Below are 12920 nucleotides of genomic sequence, written 5' to 3'. Positions count from 1 at the left end.
TACACTGAGTATATACTATATGACCGTATTTATCATTATTTTAGTTTAATTCTACTCTAATAATTTAGAAAAACAAAAAATAGAAGAAAAGCACAATCTCTAGTTTAGAAGAAAATGCTGAAATGTAAATGAAATCATTCTGCAACATCTCTGAAATATTAACAAAAAAGGTGATAGTAAATGAAAATATTACTGGTAGAAGACGATAAAACATTATTTGAACAATTAAAAAAAGAATTAGAACATTGGGATTTACACGTTGAAGGTATAGAAAATTTTGATGATGTATTAACAGAAGCTAAAACGAAAAATCCTGAAATTATCATAATGGATGTTGAATTACCAAAATATGATGGGTTTTATTGGTGCCGTCAGATTCGACATGAATCCAATGTCCCAATACTCTTTTTATCAGCAAGAGACAATCCTATGGATCAAGTGATGAGTATGGAATTAGGTGCAGATGACTTTATTCAAAAACCTTTTTATACCAATGTATTGATTGCTAAATTGAAAGCTGTTTACCGTCGTGTTTATCAATTTAATTTGGAAGAGAAGCGAACAATGACTTGGGGGAACATCCAAGTAGACTTAGCAAAAGGTGTATTAGAAAGAGAAGAAGAAGTGATTTATCTCTCTAAAACAGAAATGATGATATTAGAAATTTTATTGAAGCATCGTAATGAAATTGTCAGCAGAGATGAAATTATAACAGCATTATGGGATGATGAAGCTTTTATCAGCGATAATACTTTAACTGTCAATATTAATCGTTTACGTAAGAAATTAGCAGACTTTGGATTAGATACAGCAATTGAGACACGTGTTGGAAAAGGTTATATAGCGAATGACAATATTTAAACGAATATCTAATTTCTTATTGACACGTATATATTGGATACTTCTGCTGCTAGGATTACAAGTAGTTATATTAGTCGTTGGCTATTTAGATCGTGATTTATCGATGGAATCTGCATTTTATCTTGTGCTGGTTAATCTTATGATTATTATTTTATTTCTCTTTTTTGCATACATGCGAGAAACAGCATTTTTGAAGAAACTTTCGGAAATGCATGAGGTTGAGGAATTGAAACATAAAGAAGCAGCTAACTCGCCAATGGAAAGAGAAGTACTCGATTACTTATATACACAAATTGTTCGTCAGAAAAAAATTGTATCTGATCAAGCAATTGTTTTAAAAGAACAAGAACAAAGTCTTACGCATTTTGTACATGAAATGAAAACCCCGTTAACTGCGATGAAACTTTTAATTGAAAAAGAGAAAGATAAAGAAAACAAAAATGCATTGTTATTTGAATGGTCTAGACTCAATGAAATGTTAGATAATCAGCTTTACTTAGTCAGATTAGACTCCAAAAATCGAGATACGTATTTTGAGAGCGTTAATTTGAAACGCATGATAATAGAAGAAATACAAATTACACGTCATGTCAGTCAATTGAAAGGTATCGGTTTTGAAATGGATTTTGAAGCGGATTATCAAGTCTTTACAGATATGAAATGGTGCAAGATGTTGTTACGTCAACTTATTTCTAACGCCATAAAATACAGTCCTGAAGGTCAAGATATTACAATACATGCTTTTATGCATCATGACTATGTGAATTTAACCATAAGTGATAAAGGCCGCGGCATACCGCCGAAAGATTTGCCGCGTATTTATGAGCGTGGATTTACTTCTACAGGTTATCGTAATGAAACGACATCTTCAGGTATCGGTCTGTATCTTGTAGATCAAATAAAAAATACACTCGGTTTAAATGTGAAAATTGATTCAGCTGTTAATCATGGAACAAAAGTTACAATTATATTCCCGAAACAAAATGAAATTACAGCACGTGAAGCTGAAGTGACAACTTTGTCACTTTAAAAGGACGTTTTGTTATCTCAATCAAACGACCCTCCTAACTTAAATATGTAAACTGAAATTATAAAAGAATGATTAAAAGGAGTGGAATTGAAATGGCAATTCTTACAGTATCCAATCTCACAAAAGTATTTGGGAATAAACATGTTGCACAAGAAGTGCTTAAAGGTTTGTCTTTCAAAGTTGAGAAAGGTGAATTTATCTCAATTATGGGACCCTCTGGTTCGGGGAAAACAACGTTGCTGAATTTATTGAGTTCAATTGATTATGTTACACAAGGTTCAGTTGAATTAAACGGTCATCAAATGCAAAATTTAACAAATAAACAACTGTCTGAAGTTAGAAAACGCGAAATCGGTTTTATTTTTCAAGATTATAACTTGTTGAGCACTTTGACAGTGAAAGAAAATATTATGCTGCCGTTGTCGATTCAAAATTTGCCGAAACAAGAAGCGGAAAAATATTTTAATGAAGTTACGGAAGCTTTAGGCATTTCAGAACTAGCTGATAAATATCCATCTGAAATTTCAGGAGGACAAAAGCAGCGTGCATCAGCAGCTCGTGCGTTTATTACTAGACCAGCTATTATTTTCGCTGATGAACCTACGGGTGCCTTAGATTCAAAAAGTGCTCAGGATTTATTAAGACGCTTAAAAGCAATGAACGAACGCTTTGATTCAACAATATTAATGGTTACACATGATCCTGCGGCGGCTAGTTATTCTAATCGTATCATTATGTTGAAGGATGGCCAGATTTATTCGGAACTGTATCAAGGCGATCAAGATAAGCAGTCATTTTATAAAGAAGTTATTCAAGCACAAAGTGTCTTGGGCGGTGTTCAATATGACTTTTAAGCATATTGTATTAAAGAACCTCAAAAAGAACTTAAGACATTATGGTTTATACCTCTTTTCATTGATTTTTAGTATTGCTTTGTACTTTAGTTTCGTGACTTTGAAGTATACCAAAAATATTAATAATGAAGCATCTGCTAAAATCATCCGTGAAGGCGCCAATGTCGGAAGTGTTTTTCTATTTATTATTATTGTTATTTTTTTGATGTATGTGAATCAGCTTTTTATTAAACAGCGTGTGAAAGAATTGGGGCTATATCAATTAATCGGATTAACAAGAACGAATATTATTCGAATGTTGATGCTAGAACAATTTGTTATTTTTATAATGACTGGAATTGTTGGAATTGTTGGTGGTCTGCTTGGTTCACGCTTTTTATTATTAATTCTTGTAAAATTAATGAACATTAAAGAGAGTATACATTTAAGTTTCAGTTTTAAAGCGTTTATCGCAACGATTTTAATGCTCTTTTTGGCTTATGTACTAATCGTTATTCAAAATGCTGTTTTTATTAAAAGACGTTCTATTTTAAAGTTAATGAAAACACGACAAGCAACAGATGTAAAAGACAATAAGATTACAAAGTTAGAAAGAATATTTGGTGTTGTCGGTATTATCATGATTGCGATAGGTTATGTATTAGCCTTAGATATTAAACTGTATGCTATTATCATTGTGCCATTACTGGTTTTGTTTTTGACAATTGTTGGAGCATATTTCTTTTTCCGCAGCACGGTTTCATTACTCTTTAAAACATTAAAAAAACGAAAAGGCGGAAATGTGAATATTAATGATGTTATTTTCACTTCATCAATTATGCACAGAATGAAAAAGAATGCTTTATCGTTAACAATTATTGCAGTTATTTCAGCAATTACTGTCACAGTTTTGTGCTTCAGTGCGATTACACTTAAGAGTGAAAATACGCAAATCAACTTAACGGCACCATTTGATGCAACAATCCAAAAACAACAAAAGGCAGAACAATATCGTACTTTATTAGATCAGCATAATATTCAATATCATGAAAATTATAAGCAATTATTAGACCTTCCACGTATTAAGAATAATTTATATAAAGGCAAATATGTTAGTTTGATGGGCATTCAAATAACAAGTGAGAAGTATGTTGAAGGCGCACATATTACTAGAGGAAAAGGCGAGTTAGTACAACCTTATGGTACAAGTGATACGTTAACGTTAAACAAAATAAATGAACACTCATATGCGCAGTTTGATGATAAAAATAAGAAGCCATTGGTACGTATTAAAGTAAAACCGTCAGATTTAGATATTAAGTTCGCTTTGATTACCTTACGTGGCGGGCCATTGCTGATTTTAAATCAAGAAGACTATCAGTTAATAAAAGAAAAAGCAGCATATGATAAAGATAATCTAGTTAATCAATATGGTTTTACTTTTAAAGAGAAGAATCAAGAAGCAGAAGCTACTCAATTACTGCACCAAGTTAATCCTGATTATGAGACACAAAAAGAAATATCAGAACAATATCGAAGCTTCAGTAGTGTATTCTTATTTGTTTCAAGCTTTTTAGGAATTGCATTTTTAATAGCAGCAGGTTATATTATCTATATTAAGCAAATGGATGAAACAGAAGATGAGATGGAAAACTTTAAGATCCTTCGTAAACTTGGTTTTACTCAAGAGGATATGCGAAAAGGTTTGATACTTAAAGTCTTGTTTAATTTCGGGTTGCCGTTAATAGTGGGATTATTGCATGCATATTTTGCTTCGTGGGCTTTCTTGAAATTGATGGGATCAAACGATCATTCTCCTGTTATCTTGGTGATGGTGCTTTATACGATTATATACGCTTGCTTTGCAGTCATTGCGTATACACATATGAAAAGAACAATCAGACAATCTATCTAGCATTTTAAATACTAAGAGAGCTACTATTAGTTCTTTTAGTATTTTTTTGTGTAAATGCAAGTGCGGAAGGTTATAACAAAATAGAACTCAGAAATGTTCTTTTATTGAATTAATGGTACAATTCATCTATTGTGAAAATACATTGAAAACAAAAAGGGGCGGTAAATGTAAATCATATGTCGCTATTGTTAAGATTTTGTAAATATAATTGTAGAGATGTAAATTTTATGCTATTTTCTTTTTAGGAAGGTAAATTTAGTTTGAAGCTTACATACGAGGGTATGAAACTTAGTTTCTTACTATTTTTTAGAAATTTTTGAAGAATAACAGAAAATGAATTTTCAAATTACGGAATGTGGTTGGTCTCAATCGCTGAAAATGGAGGGTTTTTCAATGTTTAATAAGAAAAAGGATAAGTTTATGGTTAAGTTAGAGGAAATGGTGTTTAATCTAGACCGCGCTGCTATCGAGTTCGGTAAGATGGATTTCAATACTCATTTAGATTTAAAAGCTTATTCTGACAACATTAAAACTTATGAATCGCATGGTGACGAATTAATGCATCAAGTGATTTCAGATTTAAACCAAACTTTTATTACCCCAATTGAACGTGAAGATATTTTATCTTTATGTAACGCAATCGATGATGTATTAGATGCAATGGAGGAAACATCTGCTATGTTTGAGATGTATTCAATTGAATATTCAGATGAATATATGGCTGAGTTTGTTGACAACATTCAAAAAGCTGTAGCTGAAATGAAGTTAGCAATTGGTTTATTAGTAGAGAAGAAACTTTCGCATATGCGTATTCATTCTATCAATATTAAAGAATTTGAAACAAACTGTGATGGTATTTTAAGACAATCTATTAAACATATCTTCAACAGTGAAACAGATCCAATTACATTAATTAAAATTAAAGATATATATGAAAGCTTAGAAGATGTTGCAGATAAATGCCAAGCTGTAGCAAATAATTTCGAAACAATTATCATGAAAAATAGCTAAGGAGTTATAAACTATGGACTATGTTTTAATAATCACTGTAGCTATCGTCATTTTTTCATTGATATTTGACTTTATTAATGGTTTCCATGATACAGCCAATGCGGTAGCCACTGCAGTGTCAACAAGAGCGTTGACGCCACGTCGCGCAATTCTTCTCGCAGCCGTAATGAATTTTATCGGTGCGCTTACATTCACAGGTGTAGCTGGAACAATTACTAAAGACATCGTAGACCCATTCAAATTACAGAATGGTCTTGTTGTTGTGCTGGCAGCAATTTTTGCCGCTATTTTTTGGAACTTGTTAACTTGGTATTTTGGTATTCCAAGTTCATCTTCACATGCTTTAATCGGTGCAATCGCAGGGGCAGCTGTTGCTTCTCAAGGTTCATTTACAGTATTGCACTTCCAAGGTTTTACTAAAATTATTATCGTATTAATCGTTTCACCATTGATTGCATTCTGTGTTGGTTTCATTATGTATTCCATCATTAAGATTTTCTTCAAGAATGCAAACTTAACAAAAACAAACCGCAACTTTAGAATATTTCAGATTTTCACAGCAGCGTTACAATCATTCTCACATGGTACCAACGATGCTCAGAAATCTATGGGTATCATTACATTAGCGTTAATCGTTGCTAACTTACAAGATGGTAATAACGTTGAACCAGCATTGTGGGTTAAAGTAGCATGTGCGACTGCTATGGGTCTTGGTACTGCAATTGGTGGTTGGAAAATCATCAAAACAGTGGGCGGTAATATTATGAAAATCCGTCCTGCTAATGGTGCTGCAGCTGACTTATCATCAGCATTAACAATTTTTGTAGCGTCATCATTACATTTCCCATTATCTACAACACACGTTGTATCTTCATCAATTCTTGGTGTAGGTGCTGCTAACCGTGCGAAAGGTGTTAAATGGAATACAGCACAACGTATGATTGTGACATGGGTCATTACATTACCGATTTCAGCAATTGTAGCTGCAATCGTCTATTGGATAATGCATATTTTTATATAGTTAATATAAATAAGAACGGGCGCAGCAATGATTTGCTGCGCCCGTTCTTATTTGCGTTTGATTTAATTAACCATTGAATTCAGCTGGATTTGGCCCAATGCGTTTATTTTGATTCAATGATGAGATTTTATCCATTTGTTCTGGTGTAAGTGAAAAATCGAATACATCTAAATTTTCTTCAATACGAGAAGGTGTAACTGATTTAGGAATAGTAATGACACCATTATCGATGTTCCATCTAATAACAACTTGTGCTGGAGATTTATCGATTTCATTAGCAATGTCATTGACGGTTTGATCTGATAAAATTTCGGCATTCATTAATGGTGACCATGATTCCATTTGAATACCTTCTTCTTTAAGGTAATTTCTTAGTGGCTCTTGTGTAAAGTAAGGGTGGAACTCAACTTGATTGATAACAGGTTGGATTTCAGAATGAGCTTTTAATGTTTCTAAATGTTCAACGTTAAAGTTGCTGACCCCGATATTTTTTACTTTTCCAGCATTATACAAGTCTTCCATGCCTTTCCAAGTATCAATCATTAAATCGTTATCTGTTCCAGGCCAGTGGATAAGGTATAAATCTAAATAGTCTAAACCTAAATTTTTTAGTGAAGTCTCATAACCTTTGGCAACATTATCACGGCCGAAATCATCTAGCCATAATTTAGAAGTGATAAATAAATCTTCGCGTGTAATGCCGGCAGCTTCTATTCCTTCTTGAATACCGCGACCTACCATTTCTTCATTTCCGTAAACAAGAGCAGCATCAATGCTTCTATAACCACTTTCAATTGCGTGTTTTACTGCATTTTTAGCAGTATCGTCATTTTCTACTCTAAATACTCCTAGTCCTAATTGAGGCATTGTATTATCATTGTTAAAAGTTTTGTATTTCATAATTGATCACCTTTCATGTGTAAAAGTTTTATTTTTATTTGTTCAGTAATATGATGTTTTCAATATCAGAGTGTTTCCTGATTTATTGGTAAGATTTTTCCATGTTCTTTATTCTGCTTGTGCAAGAAGTTAATTATCAGTTCAATAATTAGCATTCAACTAATGCAGTGCTTTCTTTTTTATGAAGCAAATACATCATTCCGCTTGCTAAAATAACCATTAAAAAGCCGAAATATGGAGTGGAAATGATTGAAAAATGCTCAAGAACAAAACCACCGATTACAGATCCTAATGTAATACCGATATTAAAAGCAGAAATATTTAAGCTTGAAGCAAAGTTGACTGTTGAGGTATTTTCCTTTTCAGCGAACAGTACAACAATAAGTTGCAAACCTGGCACATTCATGAATGCGAAAAGTCCCATGAGTAAAATCGAGATTAAGCCAAGTATATGGTAATGAACTGTTGCACCAACAAGTAATAAAATGATGGCTTGGATTAAGAATATCCATACTAAAGCTTTTGTAGGGTTGAGATTTGTAAACTTACCGCCTAAAGTGTTGCCGATAGCTACCATTACACCATAAAGAATTAGAATAATGACTACAGCATGATCGCTATAACCAAGTGATTTAGTTAATAACGTTGTAAGGTAGGTATAAACTACAAATGTTCCACCGTAACCTAAAGCTGTAATTAAATAAACAGCCAGTAATGGTTTGTTGTTAAATACTTTAAGCTGTTCAGACATGGGTGCCTGATCGTATTCTGTTAGGTCGTTTGGAACAAAGATGATGTTAGCAATGAGGCTTAATAAGCCAATGATACTAATCGCAACAAATGACATTTCCCAACCGAATTGTTGACCGATCCAAGTACCAAATGGGGCACCTGTAATTGTCGCCACAGTTAATCCAGTGAACATCATCGCAATTGCGCTAGAGCGTTTATCTGGTGTCACTAAATCACTGGCAATTGCTGTTGCTACAGACATGAAAACACCGTGCATTAATGCAGATAAAATTCTCATTGCAAGCAGCATGCTGAATGAAAATGAGAACGCTGCTAAGGCATTGGCAATAATAAATATTAACATAATACCTATGAGTAAATGTTTTCTTTTCATTTTATTAGTTAAAGGGGTCAGTACAGGCGCACCTACTGTAACACCAATCGCATACATAGAAACAGTGAGACCAGCGAGTGGCAGAGTAACATTGAAAGCATCTTTAATTAATGGGAGAAGACCGACACTTATAAATTCAGTCATCCCAATCGCGAAGGCTGAGACAGCAAGGGCAAGGATTGCGAATTTGTTTTTATTCATTACATAGTTCCTTTCTTTTTTCTTGATATGTGTTATTATATGAGCATAAGATACGAAAAGGAAGTACGTACTTTAAAGTGCTGTAGGCACCTAAAAGTGGTATAGGTACTTTTTAGTACCTATCGATAAATGGAGGGATATATTATGAAAGATTATAATATTGGCGTAGAAGCAACGATAGATGTGATTGGTGGTAAATGGAAACCAGTGATTTTATGTCATTTAAAGGATGAGGGGACAATGCGTACATCAGAATTAAAGCGCGCAATCCCTAAAATTACGCAGAAAATGCTGACACAACAATTACGCGAATTAGAGCAAGATCAAATTATTAATAGAATTGTTTACCAACAAGTCCCTCCCAAAGTAGAGTATGAATTATCAGAATATGGAAGCAGTTTAAATACTATTTTAACTTCTCTTTGTGGTTGGGGAGAAAAACATATTGAAGTAATGAAAGAAAATGAAGAGTTAAACGTATAAGTGTAATCTAATCTCGTTTTTTGATATAAGAAAAAGCTTCTTAGTTTGTATTGATTAGTGGATATAGTTATAACTAGAAACCATTGATGCAGGAATTGTACGATATCCTACTTCACCTGGAGCAGTATTGTAGTTCATTTCAGAAACTAAAATGCTGCCATCGCCATTTACTTGTTCAACGTAAGCAACGTGGCCTACTGGGCCTTCGTATGTTTGTAAAATTGAACCAGCTGAAGGCTGATTATTCACTGTGTAACCATCTGCTCGAGCATTGTCTGCCCAATTTTCAGCGTTCCACCAATAAGTGCTGATAGGTTGACCTGTTTCAGCACGACGATTAAATACATGCCAAGTACATTGACCCCAATCGTATAAGTTTTGGTCATTGAATGTTGGTGTAGTACCGTTTTCTGTCGCAGTAGGTGTACCGCCTTGACCGCCGCCTTGGCCGCCAGAAGCACCAGGAATTGTTAAAGATTGACCTGGATAGATTAAATTACCATTCAAACCGTTTGCTTGCATAATAGCTTCGGCAGAAGTACCGTATTGTGCAGCGATAATACCTAGTGACTCTCCAGCTTGTACAGTATGTGTTGCGCCGCCTTGGCCGCCAGTGTTTGAAGTTGTATTAGAACCTGAGTTTTGTTGGCTGCTGCCATTTACTGTAATGACTTGACCAGGGAATACCATGTTATTACTCAAGTTGTTATCTTGTTTAATGCTATCTACAGAAACACCATATTGATCAGCGATTGACCAAAGAGATTCACCTGATTGTACAGTGTGTTGGGTTGAAGCGTCTGCATCTTGATGAGTTAATGCTAGTGCTGCACCTGTTGCAACTGAAAATGTAATTGCTAACTTTTTCAAAAGGGGTTCCTCCTTGCATATTAATTATCATATTTATATAAATCGCTTTGTATGTAATGATAAATTTTTAACTTAGTATTTCTTTACTTCCACATCTTAGCAAAAAAATTCATTGCTGTGGTAAATGTCATGTTCTTGTAATATTATTTAATAAATAGCTATAGAGGTTAATATTTCTTAAAATACTGTCATAGCAAAGCTCGATAGAATATTCTGACATTATGTGAAAGTTTTATCGTAATGATTGTAATATTCTATAGAATCGTACGATTGTTATTATTCATCAAAAGAATGTGGTATTGTAATACAAAAACGAATTACAATTACTTAATTGGAGGATTTAGATTATGACACAGCACTCACAGACAATGTCGAGATCTCATGCATATGCGAAAGTATGGCTTTATTTTATGTACTTTTGGATTATTTTTGGTATAGGTACTTATTTTGGTCAATACTTGCCGTTAGAATGGCGCAGACCTCTTTCAATCGGATTAACTGTCTTAATATTAATATCTCTTTTTATTAATCGCTCAAGAAGATTCGGGTTTATTATAAGTAATATTTATGCGATTGCAATTGGATTGTTAGCTTATGCTTCATTTGCAACTTATATGCAGAATTTAGGTCCAGAAATTTTCTATAAAAACGTAGCGCTTGCAGTAGGTGCTTTTATAGCATTTGGAGTAATAGGTTATTTCTTTATCCAAGATGCTTCAAGCATTGGTAAATATTTGTTTGTTGTCTTAATTGCTTTGATTGTTGCATCGTTAATCGGCTTTTTTATCCAAAACCCTATTTTCTATACCATTATTAATGTTGTAGCGGTTGGATTATTTTTACTCTATACGTTATATGATTTTAATCGCCTGAAAAGGGGACAATTTGAACCTAGTGAAATGGGCTTCAATCTGTTTGTTAACTTGCTTAATATCATCATCAATATTTTAAGTTTAGCAAATCGGTTTAGAGATTAATAAATAGGATATTATAAAGATATTCACAAAAATCAGTTGCTGATTACTATATATATTAATAAAGTAATCAGCAACTGTTTTTTGTATTTCTGAATTACACTATACAATTACACATTATGTGATTTTAAACAGCATTAAATTTGGCTTATTATTAAAAATTTGTTTTTAATTAATAATTGTGCTAAATTTGAGTTGGTTTATCCTTTATAATTTAATAGGAGAGGAAATAAAATAAAGACACTATCAATGATTTTACAGAAAAAGAGCTTATTTTATTTAAAGGTTATGTTATGAGAAGTAGTATTATTGAATTATATACGGCAGACAGTTTGCCCCTAAGTAGATGTTATGATGGAATTTTATTATTATGGCCTGCAGATTCTACTGCAGAAATTCAACACTTCACACAAATGTATACCTTAACTGATCAATTACATGTCATTAATCATAATGACCTTTTTCAAATTAAAAAAATGAAACAACCATGATACTTTATATAGCAAGTGATTGGTTTATTGAAAATGGACTAAGCTTTTATAACTACATGTTCAACACGCAACTCGTTCATTCTATAAGAGATATAAAGAAAAGTATCGCAATTTTAATGATGCATCAACTCGAAGAAACACTGACTGAAGAAATCATGACAGAACAAATCACCAAAATCTGTTCTGTTTTAATTGAAGAAGCTGCAGTGGATCGAAATCATATTACCTCTCAATTAACACCTTCGGTCAATAATCAATATAGAGATATTTTAGAATATATTCATACCTATATTGATTCGAAATTGACGTTAGATTCAATATCGAAAACCTTTTTCACTTCTAAGACCGCACTATCTGCGCGATTCCAAGAAATTTTCAATGTGGGATTTAAAAAATATGTAGAAACGCTGCGAATTGGCCTATCTTTAGAATATTTGAATGCAACTGATGATACAATCAGTTATATATCTGAAAGGGTAGGTTTCAGCCATTCAAGTTTGTACACAAAGAAATTCAAACAATACTTGGAAATGACGCCTAATGTCTATCGTAAGCTTACTAAATTCCAAAAAAATATGAAGTACCTTCTGAAAGATTATAATATCCCGCTTCCTGAAAAGAAAAAAGCATCTTACATTCGGTCTCTCGCAGAAGAATTGCGCGACTGGCAAGATGAAAAAGAAAATATTGTATATATTGATGATTTACAGCCTCGTTTCTCTCCCACTCGTCCATTTATCATGGTGATACACATTCATAATATGAGTGAATTAAGAGCGATGCTGATTGAAAGAAAATACAAAGATATTTTTGAGTTCGATAAAGAAGTAATGCTGTTAATAGATATTAATTTGGAAAAATCTACCGTAAGTTAGATAGTGAAGAAATGATCCAGTTGTTAAACACAATTTATCACTACCAAGTGAGTACCTCATTCACTATCGAAAATAAATCAGATATAGATTGTTTAAAAAATGGTTTATTACAATCAGAAAGATTTTTAAATCATCCAATTTATAAAACAATGAAATCGCCCAATCCGAATATATCATTTACTTTCAGTCTCCGTCATGAATCTTTAAAAGACATTTATATTCAGATGTTGCGTGTGCAAGAATTAGATTTTAAAATCGATTTTAATCTTGATATTACGAACCTTTTTAACAACCCAGAAGAATTTAAAACAATGGAAACACGGTAAAGC

General features: G+C 33.0%; 13 protein-coding genes. 10 read left to right on the top strand and 3 right to left on the bottom strand.

What is annotated here, in order from left to right; translation table 11 throughout:
- The first annotated feature begins 180 nt into the window (after positions 1-180).
- The 6 genes from DYE31_RS10985 to DYE31_RS10960 all read left to right on the top strand — a co-directional run bounded on the left by DYE31_RS10985 (position 181) and on the right by DYE31_RS10960 (position 6671).
- The gene (locus tag DYE31_RS10985) at positions 181-861 is read left to right on the top strand and encodes a response regulator transcription factor (protein ID WP_015899560.1); all 681 of its coding nucleotides are present in this window, start codon (positions 181-183) and stop codon (positions 859-861) included.
- Complete coding sequence (locus tag DYE31_RS10980; RefSeq protein ID WP_015899561.1) at positions 848-1891, top strand: sensor histidine kinase; 1044 nt, start codon at positions 848-850, stop codon at positions 1889-1891. Before DYE31_RS10985 ends, DYE31_RS10980 begins: the two co-directional genes overlap by 14 nt.
- A gap of 92 nt (positions 1892-1983) precedes the next feature.
- Positions 1984-2745, top strand: coding sequence for an ABC transporter ATP-binding protein (locus tag DYE31_RS10975; protein ID WP_015899562.1), 762 nt, complete (start codon positions 1984-1986; stop codon positions 2743-2745).
- Positions 2735-4639 (top strand): ABC transporter permease, encoded by a 1905-nt coding sequence (locus DYE31_RS10970; RefSeq protein WP_015899563.1) that lies wholly within the window; start codon positions 2735-2737, stop codon positions 4637-4639. Before DYE31_RS10975 ends, DYE31_RS10970 begins: the two co-directional genes overlap by 11 nt.
- Positions 4640-5032: 393 nt before the next feature.
- On the top strand, positions 5033-5650 hold the full coding sequence (locus DYE31_RS10965) for a DUF47 domain-containing protein (RefSeq protein WP_015899564.1): 618 nt from the start codon (positions 5033-5035) through the stop codon (positions 5648-5650).
- Between the two features lie 13 nt (positions 5651-5663).
- A complete protein-coding gene (locus DYE31_RS10960) occupies positions 5664-6671 on the top strand; it encodes an inorganic phosphate transporter (RefSeq protein WP_015899565.1) in 1008 nt (335 codons plus the stop codon).
- 66 nt (positions 6672-6737) lie between these two features.
- On the opposite strand, the gene DYE31_RS10955 is transcribed toward DYE31_RS10960, so the two are convergent.
- Complete coding sequence (locus DYE31_RS10955; RefSeq protein ID WP_015899566.1) at positions 6738-7571, bottom strand: aldo/keto reductase; 834 nt, start codon at positions 7569-7571, stop codon at positions 6738-6740.
- Positions 7572-7719: 148 nt separating this feature from the next.
- Positions 7720-8898 carry an MFS transporter gene (locus DYE31_RS10950; protein WP_015899567.1) on the bottom strand — a complete coding sequence of 393 codons (1179 nt, stop codon included), beginning with the start codon at positions 8896-8898 and terminating at the stop codon, positions 7720-7722.
- Positions 8899-9042: 144 nt separating this feature from the next.
- Between DYE31_RS10950 and DYE31_RS10945 the strand changes: the two genes are divergently transcribed.
- A complete protein-coding gene (locus DYE31_RS10945) occupies positions 9043-9381 on the top strand; it encodes a winged helix-turn-helix transcriptional regulator (RefSeq protein ID WP_015899568.1) in 339 nt (112 codons plus the stop codon).
- 54 nt (positions 9382-9435) lie between these two features.
- Here the strand turns inward: DYE31_RS10945 and DYE31_RS10940 are convergent, their stop codons facing one another.
- Positions 9436-10251: a LysM peptidoglycan-binding domain-containing protein gene (locus DYE31_RS10940; RefSeq protein WP_015899569.1), complete on the bottom strand. Its 816-nt coding sequence runs from the start codon at positions 10249-10251 to the stop codon at positions 9436-9438.
- Positions 10252-10598: 347 nt separating this feature from the next.
- Here DYE31_RS10940 and DYE31_RS10935 point away from each other — a divergent pair, with 347 nt between their 5' ends.
- The 3 genes from DYE31_RS10935 to DYE31_RS10920 all read left to right on the top strand — a co-directional run bounded on the left by DYE31_RS10935 (position 10599) and on the right by DYE31_RS10920 (position 12917).
- Positions 10599-11228 carry a Bax inhibitor-1/YccA family protein gene (locus tag DYE31_RS10935; protein ID WP_015899570.1) on the top strand — a complete coding sequence of 210 codons (630 nt, stop codon included), beginning with the start codon at positions 10599-10601 and terminating at the stop codon, positions 11226-11228.
- 484 nt (positions 11229-11712) lie between these two features.
- Entirely contained in the window at positions 11713-12591 is an 879-nt protein-coding gene (locus DYE31_RS10925) for a helix-turn-helix transcriptional regulator (protein ID WP_015899571.1), read from the top strand.
- Between the two features lie 11 nt (positions 12592-12602).
- Positions 12603-12917 (top strand): hypothetical protein, encoded by a 315-nt coding sequence (locus tag DYE31_RS10920; RefSeq protein WP_015899572.1) that lies wholly within the window; start codon positions 12603-12605, stop codon positions 12915-12917.
- Positions 12918-12920 lie beyond the last annotated feature (3 nt).

Source organism: Staphylococcus carnosus, assembly GCF_900458435.1.
In the GTDB taxonomy this organism is placed as follows: domain Bacteria; phylum Bacillota; class Bacilli; order Staphylococcales; family Staphylococcaceae; genus Staphylococcus; species Staphylococcus carnosus.
This window is presented reverse-complemented; position numbering and strand designations above follow the sequence as displayed.

What these genes read in the sequence shown, in the direction of transcription:
- DYE31_RS10985 (WP_015899560.1), top strand. Translation starts at nt 181, where the DNA reads ATGAAAATATTACTGGTAGAAGACGATAAAACATTATTTGAACAATTA.
- DYE31_RS10980 (WP_015899561.1), top strand. Translation starts at nt 848, where the DNA reads ATGACAATATTTAAACGAATATCTAATTTCTTATTGACACGTATATAT.
- DYE31_RS10975 (WP_015899562.1), top strand. Translation starts at nt 1,984, where the DNA reads ATGGCAATTCTTACAGTATCCAATCTCACAAAAGTATTTGGGAATAAA.
- DYE31_RS10970 (WP_015899563.1), top strand. Translation starts at nt 2,735, where the DNA reads ATGACTTTTAAGCATATTGTATTAAAGAACCTCAAAAAGAACTTAAGA.
- DYE31_RS10965 (WP_015899564.1), top strand. Translation starts at nt 5,033, where the DNA reads ATGTTTAATAAGAAAAAGGATAAGTTTATGGTTAAGTTAGAGGAAATG.
- DYE31_RS10960 (WP_015899565.1), top strand. Translation starts at nt 5,664, where the DNA reads ATGGACTATGTTTTAATAATCACTGTAGCTATCGTCATTTTTTCATTG.
- DYE31_RS10955 (WP_015899566.1), bottom strand. Translation starts at nt 7,571, where the DNA reads ATGAAATACAAAACTTTTAACAATGATAATACAATGCCTCAATTAGGA.
- DYE31_RS10950 (WP_015899567.1), bottom strand. Translation starts at nt 8,898, where the DNA reads ATGAATAAAAACAAATTCGCAATCCTTGCCCTTGCTGTCTCAGCCTTC.
- DYE31_RS10945 (WP_015899568.1), top strand. Translation starts at nt 9,043, where the DNA reads ATGAAAGATTATAATATTGGCGTAGAAGCAACGATAGATGTGATTGGT.
- DYE31_RS10935 (WP_015899570.1), top strand. Translation starts at nt 10,599, where the DNA reads ATGACACAGCACTCACAGACAATGTCGAGATCTCATGCATATGCGAAA.
- DYE31_RS10925 (WP_015899571.1), top strand. Translation starts at nt 11,713, where the DNA reads ATGATACTTTATATAGCAAGTGATTGGTTTATTGAAAATGGACTAAGC.
- DYE31_RS10920 (WP_015899572.1), top strand. Translation starts at nt 12,603, where the DNA reads ATGATCCAGTTGTTAAACACAATTTATCACTACCAAGTGAGTACCTCA.